Annotated in this window: 12 protein-coding genes; 9 read left to right on the plus strand and 3 right to left on the minus strand. The window is 47.7% G+C overall.

The window, feature by feature from the left end; all coding sequences use genetic code 11:
* Window positions 1-90 precede the first annotated feature (90 nt).
* Together B067_RS0113930 and B067_RS21385 are read right to left on the minus strand one after the other, a co-directional pair.
* Complete coding sequence (locus B067_RS0113930) at window positions 91-1,227, minus strand: sensor domain-containing diguanylate cyclase (protein WP_156820849.1); 1,137 nt, start codon at window positions 1,225-1,227, stop codon at window positions 91-93.
* A gap of 35 nt (window positions 1,228-1,262) precedes the next feature.
* Window positions 1,263-2,657, minus strand: a complete 1,395-nt coding sequence (locus tag B067_RS21385; RefSeq protein ID WP_205619982.1) for a MinD/ParA family protein — start codon at window positions 2,655-2,657, stop codon at window positions 1,263-1,265.
* 299 nt (window positions 2,658-2,956) lie between these two features.
* On the opposite strand from B067_RS21385, the gene B067_RS20570 reads away from it, so the two are divergent.
* From B067_RS20570 to B067_RS0113965, 6 genes are all read left to right on the plus strand, one after another.
* On the plus strand, window positions 2,957-5,032 hold the full coding sequence (locus B067_RS20570) for an HDOD domain-containing protein (protein WP_019530701.1): 2,076 nt from the start codon (window positions 2,957-2,959) through the stop codon (window positions 5,030-5,032).
* A 21-nt stretch (window positions 5,033-5,053) separates the two neighbouring features.
* Complete coding sequence (locus B067_RS0113945) at window positions 5,054-7,234, plus strand: EAL domain-containing protein (protein WP_019530702.1); 2,181 nt, start codon at window positions 5,054-5,056, stop codon at window positions 7,232-7,234.
* A 102-nt stretch (window positions 7,235-7,336) separates the two neighbouring features.
* Window positions 7,337-8,047, plus strand: a complete 711-nt coding sequence (locus B067_RS0113950; RefSeq protein ID WP_019530703.1) for a DUF3581 family protein — start codon at window positions 7,337-7,339, stop codon at window positions 8,045-8,047.
* Between the two features lie 126 nt (window positions 8,048-8,173).
* On the plus strand, window positions 8,174-10,303 hold the full coding sequence (locus tag B067_RS0113955; RefSeq protein ID WP_019530704.1) for a DUF1631 family protein: 2,130 nt from the start codon (window positions 8,174-8,176) through the stop codon (window positions 10,301-10,303).
* 21 nt (window positions 10,304-10,324) lie between these two features.
* A complete protein-coding gene (locus B067_RS0113960) occupies window positions 10,325-10,657 on the plus strand; it encodes a PilZ domain-containing protein (RefSeq protein WP_019530705.1) in 333 nt (110 codons plus the stop codon).
* 143 nt (window positions 10,658-10,800) lie between these two features.
* Window positions 10,801-12,078 carry an aspartate aminotransferase type Ic gene (locus B067_RS0113965; protein ID WP_019530706.1) on the plus strand — a complete coding sequence of 426 codons (1,278 nt, stop codon included), beginning with the start codon at window positions 10,801-10,803 and terminating at the stop codon, window positions 12,076-12,078.
* 935 nt (window positions 12,079-13,013) lie between these two features.
* Here B067_RS0113965 and B067_RS0113970 read toward each other — a convergent pair.
* Window positions 13,014-13,361, minus strand: coding sequence for a DUF1820 family protein (locus B067_RS0113970; protein WP_019530707.1), 348 nt, complete (start codon window positions 13,359-13,361; stop codon window positions 13,014-13,016).
* A 327-nt stretch (window positions 13,362-13,688) separates the two neighbouring features.
* Between B067_RS0113970 and miaB the strand changes: the two genes are divergently transcribed.
* From miaB to ybeY, 3 genes are all read left to right on the plus strand, one after another.
* A complete protein-coding gene (gene miaB, locus B067_RS0113975; protein WP_019530708.1) occupies window positions 13,689-15,086 on the plus strand; it encodes a tRNA (N6-isopentenyl adenosine(37)-C2)-methylthiotransferase MiaB in 1,398 nt (465 codons plus the stop codon).
* A gap of 123 nt (window positions 15,087-15,209) precedes the next feature.
* Window positions 15,210-16,310 (plus strand): PhoH family protein, encoded by a 1,101-nt coding sequence (locus tag B067_RS0113980; RefSeq protein ID WP_019530709.1) that lies wholly within the window; start codon window positions 15,210-15,212, stop codon window positions 16,308-16,310.
* Complete coding sequence (gene ybeY / locus B067_RS0113985) at window positions 16,310-16,783, plus strand: rRNA maturation RNase YbeY (protein WP_019530710.1); 474 nt, start codon at window positions 16,310-16,312, stop codon at window positions 16,781-16,783. Before B067_RS0113980 ends, ybeY begins: the two co-directional genes overlap by 1 nt.
* Window positions 16,784-16,812: the final 29 nt, after the last annotated feature.

Here is a 16,812-nt window from a genome sequence, read left to right on the forward strand (position 1 = left end):
TACATCGTTATTATTTTAGATAGGCTAACTATAGCCAATATCCTCAGTTATTCACTATAAGTCACTGAAAATATTGCTTATTTTTTCTTTTTATTGCTGATAATCCACAAACTCTATGGTATTTCTGCCCTGATCTTTGGCTGTATAAACACCTTCATCGGCGCATTTCACTAAGCACTCACCGACCTGCGAGGCTGCTTCACCTGCTGCATCGGGCTGCCAGCAACTCACGCCTATAGACAGAGTCAGCGTTAATGCCTGGCCCTCATCATTACGTATAGCTAACTGGCTGACTTGCACGCGTATACGCTCGGCAATATCCATAGCGCGTTCAGGGCTGCAGTTAGGCAAGAGCAGGGCAAATTCCTCCCCCCCATAGCGGCAAACATGATCGGTTTTACGCAGCATCTGGTTGATATGTTGGGCAACAATTTTTAGTGCACGGTCTCCAGTTTGATGACCGTGACTATCGTTAATCCGCTTAAAGTGGTCCAAGTCTATGAACAGCAGGCTGAGTAACTCTTGGTTACGCGAGGCTCTAGAAACCTCTTCTGCTAGAGCCTGATTAAAAGCTCGTCGATTTTTCACCTGGGTCAACATGTCATACATGCTTAAGCGGCGTAAGCGCTCTCTATTAACCACATTCTCAAAACACACCGCCACCACGGAGGCTAGGTGATTAATAAAATCGGTGGATTTATCCAGTCCAAAACGCTTATGCCCTCTAGCCCCCATATGCAAACTACCCACCAACACGCCTTGGCGCACCAAGGGCAGCATAGCTGCCGAGCGGAGAGACAGGCCTTGAAAAATAGCAGGGCTACGTGATTGACTCAGAGGCACCAGCTGCACGCAAGGCCTAGCAGCATAGAGTTGCTTTAATGGCTCACTGCGCGCCACCAACTGTAAATTAGGATAGTCATCGGGATTATCGATATGCTCTGCCACCGTCTGTTCGGGGTCGTATAGCCATAGCTCTATCGCATCTAACTGAAAATAGGCCAGACTGTCGTCCAGTAACAGCGCCAGTAGTTCATTAAAGCCTACCGCATCCAGCAGCTTCAGCTCGAAGCGCTGGTAACGTTTGAGGATTTGTTCATTCTGGCTAGCTTTTTGTAGCAGTGTATTAACTGCAGAGTCCACAGTTGACGAACGGCTGCCGCGAGCGCTGTCAGCCAGTGTCGCACCCGCTCCCACCACCCTTTTCTTCACCCGTTCAAAAGTCACCCAGCCACCTCAATAAAATAAGCCCGCTCAACATTTTAGGCGGTATAGGCCTCTAATATAGTTAACAAGGGCATTGTATCGCTATGTTGTTTTTTTATGTCCAGTAATAGCTCATCTTGTGAACCAAAACGCTTTTTATCATAACCTGCCACGGCCAACTTGGGAGAACCGCTCGCGCGTACCTCAACAGGCTGTACCGTGTGCTGGCTAACCGCGGCTGCGAGTGGTTGCGTCACTAGCGTATGCTCAGCCATAGCTAAAGGTTGCGAGGCATCCTCTTTAGACTTCAACTCGCCCCAGGGCTTGAGTTTGGCGTATATCTCTCTAAGCTGACAATCCTCGCGGTTAGGGCTTAAAATCAACTGTTCTATATAGTCAGCACCATCTATGGGGCTGTCCTGATAGGCTTTAAAATAGGCCTGCACACTCGCGCGCAACATACGCGCTATGGCATCTTTATCGGCAGTGCCTTTTTCTATAGCTAACAATACCCGGCTCTGTAATTCGGCCACATAGTCGTTTTCTTGCTTGCGCTCTTTGCTAACAGGCTGTGTCGCTGGGTTGTTAGCCGCCATTTGCTGTTTGGCTTGCTCAGATTGCCTAAACTGGCGGTACCAATAGGCACTAAAAGACTTGCCTATTGGCAAGCTGTCGCTGTCTTTAGTTAAGGTTTGCGCTAAGCGTATAAAGCTTTGCGAAGACGGGTCGGTATCGGGGAACATCGCCACAGGGTTTTGCAAGGTGACCGCCGCTCGCACACTCTCATCACGAGGTAGATAGCCTAAATACTGTAGCTCTACGCCTATATACTTTTCTACCGCGGCAGCAAATCGACCAAATATACTTCGGCCCTCATTACTGCCTTCACACATATTCACTACCACCCGAAATAAAATACAGCCTTGGCGGCGTTTTAATAGTTTAATCAGTGAAAATGCATCGGTGAGCGAGGTAGGTTCAGGGGTAATAACCACCAACGAGTACTGAGCAGCGGCAATAAAATCCAAACTGGCGTCAGCTATACCGGCGGCGTTATCAATTAATAAATAATCAAAATCATGTTCTATGCGCGCCAGCTCGCGGGTTAAACGCAATTGCTGGCGTGGATGCAGAGTAGCGCACTCACTAATACCATTGGCACCGGGGATAATCTTTAGATTATGAGGCGCGGTAACCATCACATCTTCTATTGCTTTTGCACCGTATAATACGTGCTCCAAGCTGTACTGTGGCTGCACACCCAAGAGTATATTGACATTGGCCAAGCCGGTATCGGCATCCAACAGGCAAACCCGAAAACCTTGTTTAGCCAAGGTTATACCTAAATTGACCGCTATACTGGATTTACCCACGCCCCCCTTACCGCTGCAAATAGCAATAACGCGAGGTATCGTGGGCCGCGGCGAAGCTTGGTGAGTCACTGATTGCACGGAGCAGATCATTCCATTAGCGAGTTGTTATTAGCAAGTTTTTGACACTTTTTTATAAAACTGTGACGTAACGCATAGTATCAAACTGTAAGAAAAAAGCGATACCTGCAACTAATAGCGGTAATATTCACATTTTATAGCTAACATACTCTTACGCCCTTATCATTAGCCTGTATTTTGACCACTCGTATGGTATCTGCTAGATCGGTTAGCTATACTCACCTATAACAGTTTTACTTAACTGCGATAAAGGTAAATGCACTACACGCTGGCAAGCACAGCCAAACATAAAAACAATAATGCATGAGCAAAGCCCATTGAGTACGCCTAAAACCATAAATCAACTGCCCAGCCTACCTCAAGTTTTAATAAAAATTCTTGATGCCATTCATGGTGAAGCAGCGGACTTTCAACAGCTGGCCGATATCATCAGGCAAGACCCCGCTGTGGCCAGTAAACTGATTCAAGTAGCCAGCTCCAGCTACTATGGCCGCTCACAAAACTGCTCAACTATAGAACGCGCCCTAATGCTACTGGGCACCGACACCGTTAAAACCATTATTATCACCACCGCCATTAAACATTTTTTCAACCATTTCAGCCAACAGCACACCCAGTTTTTAAAACAATTTTGGCGCCGCTCACTGATTACCGCCAACTTCGCTCAGGCTCTAGCCACCCTCACCCGTTACAGTGCCCCCGAAGAAGCCTATCTCTGCGGCCTGCTCACCGATGTGGGGCAATTAATTTTACTCACCGAGTTCAACGAAGATTATTTGCAGGTGGTGAATTTAAGCCCGCCAGACTACAGGCTATTGGAAGAAGAGCAAAAGCACTTCCACTACAACCATTGTAATGTTGCCGCCGACCTTATCGATAGCTGGAACATATCAACCTTTATGGGTGATGCCGTGCGCTACCACCATGAAGAGCTGGAACAAATACAAGACGCACAACACCTAGTTAAAATTATTTATTTATCCAGTCTGCTAGGCAACAGCAGCGACATTAACGACAACTCCCTAACCGCCAGCCATGAATTATTCGGCCTTAACGAAGCGCTCACCCGTGAAATACACGGTCGTATTTTAAGCGATGTCGAGAATATGGCCGGCAGTTTAAATATAGATCTTAGCGAACAGCTACATACAGAGCAGCAAGCTCACCAAGACCTCGCTAAGCGCTTAGGTGAATTAAGCGAGTTATCGCAACTCAACCAAACGCTATGGCAGGTACAAAGCCATGAAGCCTTAGAGCAAACCATAGGCAGGGCACTGTTACTCACCTTTGGCATTCAACAATGCGTGCTATTAGAATATCAAACAGAGCAAAACCGGCTGGTAGGTCTTAATGATGGTGAGTCATCACCTGCCTTTAACATAGCGGTACAAGCTGGCCGCAGCCTTAGCAGCGAGGCCTTATTAAACCAGTCCATACAACACAGCGTAACCAGCACAGCAAAACTATCGGTCATAGACAAGCAATTAATCAGGCTCTGCTTGGCTGAACACATACTGTGCCTACCGTTAATACATGGCGAACAGACCTTGGGCGTATTAGTGTTGGGGATAAACCCAAAACAACTACCGGCACTACAACAACGCTTTGGACAATTACTATCGCTGGGACAAGAGATTGCTGCCAGCCTGCACAGACTAAACGCCACCAACGCGACCATTAACGATGACACCCAACAGCAAAAATTACAGAACAACATTCTTGAAGTCATACATGAGGCCAGCAACCCACTCAGTATTATCCGTAATTACCTAGAGTTGCTGCGCGTTGATTTAGGCAGTCAACACAGCGCCAATAATAACCTCAACCTTATCAAAGACGAAATCGATAGAGTCGGAAAAATATTGCTGCGCTTAAAAGACCCCAGCGACAACAACGACGACAGCATTACTGACATCAATAAAATCATTAGCGATACAGCGCAAATTTTTATTAACTCCAGCTGCGTCTCAAAACAAATCGATTTAAAACTGCATTTAGACCAGACCCTGCAACCCGCCAAGGTGAATAGCGCCTACCTAAAACAAATACTGACTAACCTTATTAAAAACGCTTGCGAAGCGCTGAGTAGCGGACAACAAATCACCCTGCGCAGTAACGCCAATGTCGACAGCAATGGCCGTTCTTATATAAGCATCATTATTAGCGACAACGGTCCGGGCATCCCTACGGAGGTGAAAGAACAACTTTTCTTACCTCAGCAATCTACTAAAGGAAGTAAGCACTCAGGCCTAGGCCTAAGCATCGTTAAAAAACTGGTTGATGAAATGGACGGCATTATTAGCTGCCGCTCACAACAGCCTGCCACAGATTCGGAGAGCAGCGGAACGGAGTTCCACCTTTTACTCCCTAAATAGCATCATGAACACGGCTTGTACATGATGATAATAAAAGCAAAAAATATGGCCAACACCGAACATTACAAAAATAGCGACGCCAGGATATTATTAACTGACGACGACCCCAGCATGCTGGCAAGCCTTAAAGCACTATTGGAACTTTATGCCTTTAATGTCGATACCGCATTGGGTGGACAGCAAGGTATAGATAAATTATCTAGCCAAGAATATGACGTGCTATTACTAGACCTGAAAATGCCCGATATCAACGGCCATGATGTCATGGCCTTTATGGCTAAGCAAAAAATAGACACCACTATTATTGTGGTCAGCGGCGAAACGTCTTTAAGTGATATTAGCAAGGCACTACGCCACGGCGCCTATGATTATCTTAAAAAACCCTATGCACCCGAAGAACTAACCGCCACCGTTAGTAATGCGGTCAGGAAAAAACTGTTAGAAAAGTCGCACCACAATATACAAACCAAACTCAATCAATCCGAAAAGCTACACCGCTTTATTGTTAATAACTCTCCCGATATTATTTTTGTGTTAGACAATCAAGGCAAGGTGAGCTTCATCAATTCACAAATAGAATCAATTTTAGGTTTCTCCAGAAAAAACCTGCTAGGAAAACCTATCACCAATATCATTGAAGATAGTGACGAACGCGTAGAATATTTTTTTGAACGAGCACTGGCACCACATAAAACCCCACAAAGCACCGAAGTTACCCTTAAAAACTTTAACAACGATCACAAGCGTCATTTTGAAATCACCATTTGGTCGATTAGCGACAGCAACAAACGCATACCTTCGCAAAACAATCACTTTCACGCCTATGGCACTGCCCGCGACATTACTGAGCGCAAAGAGGCTGAAGCCTTTATAAACTTTCAGGCGTATCACGACCTACTAACTAGGTTGCCCAATCGCTCACTATTTAAAGATCGCTTAAGCACAGCTATTAGTCAGGCCGAGCGCAACAAAAGCCGTTTAGCCGTCATGTTTATAGATCTAGATCGCTTTAAAGTTATCAACGACTCACTGGGCCACACCATGGGCGACCGGCTATTACAAGCGGTTAGCCAAAGGCTGCAAGAACATATACGTAAAAGTGACACCCTGTCGCGTTTTGGCGGCGATGAATTCACCCTATTGCTACCCGAAATTGCCGATGACCAAGCAGCCACACAAGTGGCCGACAAAATTTTAGAATCTATTAAGCAACCTTTTATGCTAGGCGGCCACGATATTTATGTAGGCGCCAGTATAGGAATAGCGACCTATCCCGAAGCCGGCACCAATATGGACGCCCTGATAAAAAACTCCGACATAGCTATGTACCAGGTTAAAAACACGGGTAAAGACGGTGTTAAGATTTTTAACCCCGACATGAACGACAATCCCACCCAGCGGCTGATGCTAGAGCAAGACATTAGACGCGCTATAGAGTTGGATGAATTTGATATTTGCTATCAGCCGCAAGTCGATACACTCACCGAAACCGTCTGCGGTGTTGAAGCCTTAATCCGCTGGAACCACCCCACACTAGGTAGATTATCACCCATAGAATTTATCCCCATCGCTGAAGAAAGCCGCCTGATTATAGAGATAGACAAATACACCTTGCGTAAGGCCTGCCGTGAAACCCGCCACTACCATCATCAAGGTATGCCCAATTTACGGCTGGCAGTTAACCTCTCCCCGATAATGATAGAGCGTGATGATTTTACCGAAACCGTGCTAAGCATACTCAAAGAGGAGGGCTTCCCCGCCCACTTACTAGAGCTTGAAATTACCGAAAATGTTTTAATGGGGGATAGAAAAGACATCGTAGATAAACTGTTATTACTGTCGTCAAAAGGTATTAACCTCGCCCTAGATGACTTCGGCACCGGCTACTCCTCGCTCAGCTACCTACAAAAGTACCCATTGAAAACCTTAAAAATCGATCGCAGCTTTATTCACAACATCAAAAACAGTGAAGACGAAGCCTGTATAGTCAACGCCATTATCTCTATGGCGCAAGGTTTACGCATGTCTATTATTGCCGAAGGAGTGGAAAACAAAGAGCAATTAGAGTATCTGAGAGCACTGGGCTGCGACATCGTACAAGGCTTTTTCTTTGGCGCCGCTACCAGCCTAGAGCAAGTCGCGACTCTGTTTCAGCAATGTGAACATCTATACAGCGTACAAACTGCCGAGCTGGGGGCATAAACACATAAACACATAAACAGAGTAGGGCTAATAACTTCTATGATAGCCCGCATACTGCTAGAATTGCCCGCTCATTATTATCAACGCCAGTAAGCCTTAGCTATGTTAATTGATCAATACTATCGTCAAGAACAACAACAAATCAGCTTCACCCGCCAACAAGCCAGTGACTTTGCCAAAAACATTGCCGACGATTTTAACCCTCTGCACGATGCCGATGCCAAACGCTTCTGCGTACCTGGCGATTTATTGTTCTCTTTAGTGTTAGCTAAATATGGCGTTAGCCAACATATGCAGTTTACCTTTTCCGGCATGGTAAACGATGGCGTAGAACTACAGCTACCTACCGCCAGCTCACAACTTAGCCTTAAAGACAGCGTCGGCAAAGAGTATATGAACATAGAGCAAACCGGCGACAACAGCAGCAACCCGCAGCTTATCGATACCCTGACTCAGCGTTATGTCGCCTTTTCCGGACACACCTTCCCCCATATTTTGCAGCCCTTGTTACAAGAGCAAAATGTCATGATCAACCCTGACAGGCCCATGGTTATCTATGAAAGCATGCTAATAGAGCTAGAACGCCTAGATGTAAGCGATATAGAATTAGCGCTAAATATGCAACAAACCCGGCTAGAAACCAATGGCAAACGCGGTAAAATATGTTTAGCTTTCACACTATTATCTGACGGCATAGAAATAGGTCGCGGTGAAAAGCGCATGCTGCTTAGCGGCCTCAAGCCCTACGATCAGCAAGCGGTAGATAACCTCATCAACAACTATAATGCAGGGAAATCCCGCCACAAAGGCTAAGCATTTACTAGTATATACAACGTATTCAAAAGTATCGTCTATAATTCTAGAACCTATAATCTAGGGCCTATAATTAAGCATAAAGGTCGCAGCTATAGCCTATAAAAATTGGAATTTTATTATTTAATGAATACGCACATAGACGCCTTACCTAAAGAACGCATCATAGCAAAAACCCGCCGTGCCATTAGTAAGTGGTCCCACAGCCATCTGACCCGCTATGTTGAGCAATTGGCCGAAAAGTTTTTTACCCTCGCCGACAAATCCGACAATAATGAAAGCCAGACCCGCTATTTCCAAGTACGGGATGAGATTATTAATAAGCAGGCCCTTATAGAGCAGCGCTTTAGCCAACATCTGCTAGACGCTTTTCAAAACTATCAAAACATACGCCCCACCAACAGCGACTTCAATCTTAGCCAGCAGCAAGAAGATCAAACCCTCAGCCTAGTTGATAACGACGAACTGGAAGAAGCGCTGGCCATAAAAACCATGGCACTAAAAGCCAGTAACGACTGTTCAGCGGGAATCTACGCTCTCAACCAACGCCTGGCCGCCTTACGTGGTGGCAGTAAAATGAGCGACTATGACAACCCCATAGCCCCCGGCGTTTTTGCCGAAGCCTTACAAGCAGCAGTAACAGGCTTACTACTAGACAATCAATCACGGCTCATCGTTTACAAAATGTTTGACAGCTTGTTTATGCGCAAACTGGACTCACTGTACAAGCTCTTAAACCAACACTTTGAAGCGCGCGGCTTACTACCCCATTTAAATTACGAAACTCATAAGTCACCCTCAGAGTTATTACCCGAAGAACTTAAAAATTTAGAGAATGAGCCCTCCCTCAATCATCAAATTGATCTTTTTAAATCTATCCAACAGTTACAGCAATTACTGCCTATACCCAGCATACCTGCGGGCCAAGCCATTACCGTAGATCAACTCATACACAGCATACAGGCCTTGCAACACAATGCCGCTGGCGAGTTAAGCCATATAGAAAGCCCACAGCAACTGCAAGCAGGCCTCCCCCTACAGCTACGGCAGCAAGCTGAGCAGGATGCGAAAAAAACCGCAGAGATAGATACCCATGTTATAGAAATTGTAGGCTTGCTTTTTGAGTACATGCTCAACGATGAAAAATTACCTGACTCGGTAAAAACCTTATTGAGCTATCTGCATACCCCTTTCTTAAAAGTAGCGGTTATCGATAAAGCGTTTTTTAACCACCCACAACACCCCGCTAGGCAGTTACTCAACAACTTGGTTGCCTCGGGAGAGCGCTGGGTAGAGCCCAATAACAAACACAAAAGCGAAGTTTTTCAACAAATCAAAAACGTGGTTGAACGCATACTAAACGACTTTGACAACGACATACGCTTATTTTCGGAGCTGGCCTTTGAGTTTAATCGTCACATACGCCAACACGCGCGCCGCATACACCTCACCGAAGAACGAGCCATGCAAGCCGCCAAAGGCGAAAACAAACTGAAAGAAATACGGCTAAAAGTCGACGCATTTATTAAGAAAAAAATAGGCCAAGTCAAATTACCCGATTTTGTCAGCACGCTGTTATTTGAGCCTTGGTCCAACTATATGGCTTTTAATCTATTGCGCTTTGGTTCGCGCAGCGGCCAGTGGCAGCATGCCGCCACTATGGTGGATGATATTTTATGGTTTGTACAAATTATCCAATACTCCACGCAACCGAAAAAAAACCTGCGCTTTAACGAATTATTAGAATCGCTACCCTCTGCCCTGCAACAAGGTTTTGACACCGTAGGCTATGACGCCAGCCAGGGGCAGCAGATTATCAACCAACTAATGCATTTGCATGAACAACATGCTAAAACCCACAGCCAGTCTGCAACGAAAACGACAGAAACCGCCAAACAGCCTGAAATCATCAGCGCCCATATCGATGAAATGGATATCAATCTAGCCATAGAGGAAGAAACCAAGGGCGACGATATTGTTCAACAACTTAAGCAAACCGAGTTTGGCACCTGGTTTATTTTCGACGCCAAGAGTAAACAAGCGCAACAGGTTAAACTGGCTTGGTCCAACACTACCACCCTGCACTTTATGTTTGTAAACCGCATGGGGCAACAAGTAGCGATTAAAAGCGGGCAAGAACTAGCCCAAGCTATACGGACAGGTGATATCAAAATATTAAGCAAAGAAGACGAAAAGCCCTTCTTTGAAAAAGCACTTGAACGTATCCTCAAACAGATACAACATAAACAAAAATAACAGCGATCAAGCGAGTCAACCATGACCAGAAAACAAGAGCGTGTAGAATTAAACCAAAGCATCACCGTAAGCGACATTATCAATGGTGGTTTATTTGGCGAGCTTATCAACGTCACCACCGAAGGCTTAATGGTCATGACGGATAAGAACATACCCACCCATGCCATTTATCAGCTCTCGCTGACCTTACCCACCCCCATTTTAGGCAGTAACAGCATAGAGGTAGGTGCCGACTGCCTGTGGTGCAAGGCCGAAGAAAACTTCAATCGCCACTGGGCCGGGTTGCATATTATCGACGCGTCAGAGCAAGCCATGGCACAATTAGCGCAGCTGATAGATCACTACAAAAAATAGTCACTATTCATCGTATTACCCCCGCAATAGCTTACCCTAGCCACTTTTTCGGCTATAATTCCGCCCCCATGAATTAGCCACAGCCCAAAAGGCATGGCGATTTATTACTCAACATCTACATAGATCACATTGAGGGTAATCCATTGCGTCTCAGCCAAGCCGCCCCCGAACAGCTGCGCGAGCTAGAAAAAAGTCTAAGCGAGCAGTACCTAACCTTTCAAACCGCCGGATTAAATTTAGATTTAACCCGCGGCAAGCCCAGTGCCGAGCAACTCAGCCTCTCTAACACACTGGACGGCATACTCAACGGTAATTACAGCGATGGCAGCGGCACCGACTTGCGCAACTACGGTGGCCTAGACGGCTTACCCGAAGCCAAGCAACTGTTTGCCGACATGCTAGGCGTTCAGGCACAAGACATACTTGTGGGCGGCAACGGCAGCCTGCCTATGATGTACTTCAGCCTGCAAACCGCCCTCAGCCAAGGTTTAGCCGGTAAAGACAGCGCCTGGAGCTTACAGGGCCCCGTTAAATTCTTAGCCCCCGTGCCTGGCTACGACAGGCACTTCACCGCCAGCCAACACTTAGGCATAGAGCTTATTCCCGTAGCCATGAATGAGTACGGCCCAGATATGGATCAGGTAGAAGCCCTAGTTAAATCTGACCCCAGCATTAAGGGCATCTGGTGTGTGCCGCGCTTCTCCAACCCTACCGGCATCGTTTATAGCGATGACGTCGTCAACCGCATGGCTAAGCTAGGCCATATCGCCGGCGATCACTTCCGCATATTTTGGGATAACGCCTATGCGGTACATGTACTCGATGATCAAGCGCCAGTGCTGGCCAATCTCTATGAGGCATGCAAAAGCGCAGGCACAGAAGACAGCGTACTCATATTCGGCTCTACCTCAAAAATCACCTTTGCCGGTGCCGGCGTAGGTTTTATGGCTGCTTCAACCAGCAACCTTAGCGCACTAAAAGACGCCCTAGGCTACAGCACCATAGGACCCGATAAGGTTAACCAATACCGTCACGTGAAGTTTCTAAAAGATCAGGCCACTCTGACCGAGCACATGAAAAAGCACGCCGCCATTATGAAGCCTCGTTTCGATGCTGTGTTGCAGCAGCTTAAATCTGAATTAGGCGATGACGACATTGCCAGCTGGACAGAGCCGCAAGGGGGTTACTTTATTTCTGTAGACACGCGCCCAGGCCTGGCCAAACAAGTAATACAGCTGGCAGCGGAAGCCGGGGTTAAGCTCACCCCCGCCGGCGCTCCCTTCCCCTACGGTAAGGATCCGCAGGATAGCAATATCCGTATTGCCCCCTCCTTCCCCAGCATAGAGGACCTAAAACAGGCCACCGCGGTGTTTATCACCTGTTTAAAACTGGCCACTGTCAGGCAGGCACTAGCCAGCTAAGCAAAGGCTGGATAGCCTAACGAAGATAAAGCTCTCACCTAGCTGAGGGCTTTTTTTTGTCTGAGAAATCTCTAGTTGAAAAAAGAGGTACTAGTGCCGAGGGCTGAGCCAGATGCCGCCGCTACATGGTCTGGCCCCTACTGGGTACCCGCGTCCGCTACTGAGCCTTAAAGCGCTACGCTGTCTCATCCGCTACCGCGGCCAGCCCTTTTATATTTCGCGACAGCACCCGACTCAGCCCTCTGGCATCGAGTGAATGCCAATTTTGCAGTTAAGAAAACTGTACTCTAATGCCACGCGATAGACAGGTAATGGCACAAGGTTATTGCGTAATAGTAAAGATGAGCGCTGAGTGAGCGACTGAGACCGGCTGCCTTCCCCGCAGGGGAGGCGGGAGTGAAGGTAGCCCGCCCCCTGCAGGACAGCGCCGCCATCATGGAGCAATGACCTTGTGCCATTGCCGAGTTTAAAAACTCTAGTCTTGCCAAGGGACAAGCGTACTGTTTTTGGGTTTTTATTGCGGGAGAGGCTCAATAGAGTGGTTTACTAACACGATGGCTGAGCCGGGCGCCGCCGCTACATGGTCTGGCCCCTCCGGGGTTCCCGCGTCCGCTACTGTGCCTTAAGGCGCTGTGCTGTCTCATTCGCTACCGCGGCCAGCCCTTTTATATTTCGCGACAGCACCCGACTCAGCCCTCTAGCATCGTGCTAGTTGATAGGCAGGTAATGGCACAAGGTTATTGCGTAATAGTAAAGATGAGCGCTGAGTGAACGACTGAGACCCGCTGTTTTCCCCGCAGGGGAGGCGGACTCAGGTGTGAGTGAAGGCCGCCATCATGGAGCAATGAGCTTGTGCCAGTACCGGATTAAAAAACCTCTAATCACACCGAAAAATAAGCTCATAGCTTTGATGGTTTTAACTAAATAATGACGATTTAATCAGTAGAATCTGGCGTTTTAATGACGGGCCTGGCCATAGAGGGAAACTTAGACACATTACTGGCCGTACCACCAGATTCAACAATTTTGCCCACCCCTTCCTTCTCTACCTCGTCTATACGCACTATAGAGTGCATGGGGATATACGACCTAGCCACACCATTAAACTCGAGTTTCAGCTTCTCTTCAGCGGGATCGACTATCATTTGGCTGCGCTCGCCAAACACAAATTCTTCTACCTCTATAAAGCCATACATCTCACTCTGATAGATGGCTTTGGCGTATAGCTCATAGATTTTGTCTTGATTATAAAAAATAACTTTATAAATGGGGTTTGTTGCCATGTTTAAACCTAATATTAAAAACTGTACTGCATGGGGTTGACACTTTCGGCGCGCATATTACCACAAGCACTGGCTAGGCCACTACACTATATAAGCCGCCACAGATTAGCCAGCAGACAACGATTAACCGCCAACGACTCAACTCACCCACCGCGATTGCTCACCACAGGCCATAATTTATGGGTCTCTTTATGACACCATTTATGGGCTATATAGCCTTTTTAACGCTTACCCCACGGTATAATTTTGCGGTATAATCGCCGCCCTTTTGAACACTACAGTTTACCAAAGCGTCTAAAACTTTCTCGTAAACAGGTTTATAGCAACATGTCAGACAATATCATTATCAGCACTAACGATAGCAGCCTAGCTCAATCCCCACTCAGCAACAGCGATGGCCGGCCTAAAAAGCTATTTATTAAAACCCACGGCTGCCAAATGAATGAGTACGACTCCTCACGCATAGAGGATTTGTTAGGCAGCAGCCACGGCGTAGAAACCACGGATAACCCCGAAGAAGCTGATATATTACTGCTCAACACCTGTTCCATACGCGAAAAAGCCCAAGAGAAGGTGTTCCACCAACTGGGCCGCTGGAAAAAACTCAAAGACAAAAACCCCAACCTCGTCATAGGCGTGGGCGGCTGTGTCGCCAGCCAAGAAGGTTCGGCGATTAGTGATAGAGCCCCTTTTGTCGACCTTATCTTTGGCCCGCAAACCTTACACCGTGTGCCTACTATGATAGAGGCCAAAAAACACAACGGCCCGGTAGTGGTAGACGTTACCTTCCCTGAAATCGAAAAATTCGATAATTTACCCGAGCCTACCGTAGACGGCCCCTCGGCGTTTGTGTCGATTATGGAAGGCTGTTCCAAATACTGCACCTTCTGCGTAGTGCCCTATACCCGTGGCGAAGAAGTGAGTCGCCCCTTTGATGATGTTATCGCCGAAATTGCCGGCCTAGCCGACAAAGGCGTGCGCGATGTTAATCTGCTAGGCCAAAACGTAAATGCCTACCGCGGCCTTAACCACCTAGATGAAGTGGTAGACTTTGCCGAGCTAGTCACCTTTGTCGCCCGCATACCCGGCATAGAGCGCATACGCTACACCACCTCACACCCGGTAGAATTTAGCGACGCGCTAATCGAAGCCTACGCGCAAGTGCCCGAGCTGGTCAGCCACTTACACCTACCGGTACAAAGCGGTTCAGATAAAATTTTGGCGGCCATGAAACGCGGCCATACCCGCGCTGAATATATCAGTAAAATCAACCGATTAAAGGCCATACGCCCCGATATAAGCCTGTCTTCGGACTTTATCATAGGCTTCCCTGGCGAAACCGATCAAGACTTCCAAGACACCATGGATTTAATCCACGAAGTGGGTTTTGACCTCTCCTATAGCTTTATTTACAGCGCTAGGCCAGGCACCCCCGCTTCAGAGCTGAAAGACGATACCCCAGCTCAGGTGCACAAGCAGCGCCTGCAAATACTGCAAGATCGCATCAACCAACAAACCCAACAAATTAGCCGCCGCATGGTGGATAATATTGAGCGCATATTGGTGACCGGCGTTTCCAGAAAAGACCCGGGCGAACTACAGGGCCGCACCGAAAACAACCGCGTGGTTAACTTTGGCGCCAGTGACCACAGTATCATAGGCGATTTTGCTGACGTACTGATCACCGAAGCGCTACCCAACTCCCTGCGCGGTATATTGCAATAAACCCCCTTATGCCCCTATACACAGCATTCTACAAGGCGTTAAAAAAGCGGTTTAATTCGCCGCTTTTTAGGTATATGCTGCCAATATGTTGGTTGCCGCAACTTGCGGCTTATAAGTAAACATTTGAACAAAAACCCTTCTTACAAAAAGGCTCTTACTCTAGAGCCTAATGACGCCCGGCATTTAGCCAATCTCTGCGGCCAGTTAAATGAGCACCTACGCCAGATTGAACAGCGCCTGGCGGTGATCATACATAGTCGTGGCAATCACTTTACCATCGCCGGCCGGCAGGCCGATGTCGACGTCAGCGCCGACCTCATCGAGCAACTCTACCGCGAGGCCCGTAACGGCACCGAATTGACTCCACAAACCCTACACCTTAATTTGCAGCAGGCCGGCATAGACGACCTAGTGCAGCAGCAACTACTCAATCCAGAACTAAATAAAGAACTCAAGAAAGAGGATAGCCACGCCGTCGTGAACAGCCCTATAGAATCAACCAAAGACAACAGTGTCGAGCCCTTCACCCTCATACACACCAAAAAGCTCAGCATTAAACCCCGCGGCGGCAACCAGCAAGGCTATGTGCGCGCCATACTCAACCACGACATTAACTTTGGTATAGGCCCGGCCGGTACCGGCAAAACCTATTTAGCGGTAGCCTGTGCCGTACAGGCCCTGCTCAACGATGATGTGCAGCGCATATTACTGGTGCGGCCGGCAGTAGAAGCCGGTGAAAAACTGGGATTTTTGCCCGGCGACCTCGCCCAAAAAATCGACCCTTATTTGCGCCCCCTATACGACGCCCTCTACGAAATGCTGGGCGACGAAACCGTTAGCAAACTGGTAGAGCGCAACGTCATAGAAATCGCCCCGCTGGCCTATATGCGCGGCCGCACCCTTAACGACGCCTATATTATTTTGGATGAAAGCCAAAACACCACCAAGGAACAAATGAAAATGTTTCTTACCCGCATAGGCTTTGGCTCTACCGCGGTCATTACCGGTGACGCCACCCAGATAGACTTACCGCGCGGCACCCAATCGGGGCTTATCCACGTAATGAAGGTGCTGGAAAATATAGAGGGGATTAGTTTTACCTATTTTGAATCCAAGGATGTAGTCAGACACCCCTTGGTTGCGCGCATAGTAGATGCCTACGCCGCGCAAGAAAGCCAAGAACAGTCTATTAAAGACCAAGCCCGCAGCGGCCAAAACAGCTAATGCAAGCCCTAGACCTAGACCTGCAAATAGCCGATAGCCTTGCGGCCGACGCTGCGACCCTACCCACTAGCGACAATTTTGAGCTATGGGTGGCCGCCGCGCTAGCCGGCCGTAAAAGCGAGGCCGAACTCACCGTGCGCTTAGTCGACGAGCAGGAGATACGCGAGCTCAACGCCACCTATAGGCACCAAGACAAAGCCACTAACGTTTTATCGTTTCCGGCCGACTTACCCGAACATATAGACATACCCTTGCTGGGCGATATTATTATCTGCCCGGCAGTGGTCGCTGCCGAAGCCCAGCAGCAACAAAAAACCTTAACCGCCCACTGGGCGCATATGGTGATACACGGCACCCTACATTTGCTAGGCTATGACCATATAGAAGAGCAACAAGCTGTCGCTATGGAAGCGATAGAAATACAACTACTTGCCCAGCTGGATTACCCCAACCCTTATCAATGCCCGCATTGAAAAGGCTAGGCTAGCCACTACGGTATTCA

It is taken from the genome of Dasania marina DSM 21967, from assembly GCF_000373485.1.
Taxonomy (GTDB): domain Bacteria; phylum Pseudomonadota; class Gammaproteobacteria; order Pseudomonadales; family Dasaniaceae; genus Dasania; species Dasania marina.

What these genes read in the sequence shown, in the direction of transcription:
- B067_RS0113960 (WP_019530705.1), top strand. Translation starts at nt 10,325, where the DNA reads ATGACCAGAAAACAAGAGCGTGTAGAATTAAACCAAAGCATCACCGTA.
- B067_RS0113950 (WP_019530703.1), top strand. Translation starts at nt 7,337, where the DNA reads ATGTTAATTGATCAATACTATCGTCAAGAACAACAACAAATCAGCTTC.
- B067_RS0113945 (WP_019530702.1), top strand. Translation starts at nt 5,054, where the DNA reads ATGATGATAATAAAAGCAAAAAATATGGCCAACACCGAACATTACAAA.
- miaB (WP_019530708.1), top strand. Translation starts at nt 13,689, where the DNA reads ATGTCAGACAATATCATTATCAGCACTAACGATAGCAGCCTAGCTCAA.
- B067_RS20570 (WP_019530701.1), top strand. Translation starts at nt 2,957, where the DNA reads ATGCATGAGCAAAGCCCATTGAGTACGCCTAAAACCATAAATCAACTG.
- ybeY (WP_019530710.1), top strand. Translation starts at nt 16,310, where the DNA reads ATGCAAGCCCTAGACCTAGACCTGCAAATAGCCGATAGCCTTGCGGCC.
- B067_RS0113970 (WP_019530707.1), bottom strand. Translation starts at nt 13,361, where the DNA reads ATGGCAACAAACCCCATTTATAAAGTTATTTTTTATAATCAAGACAAA.
- B067_RS0113955 (WP_019530704.1), top strand. Translation starts at nt 8,174, where the DNA reads ATGAATACGCACATAGACGCCTTACCTAAAGAACGCATCATAGCAAAA.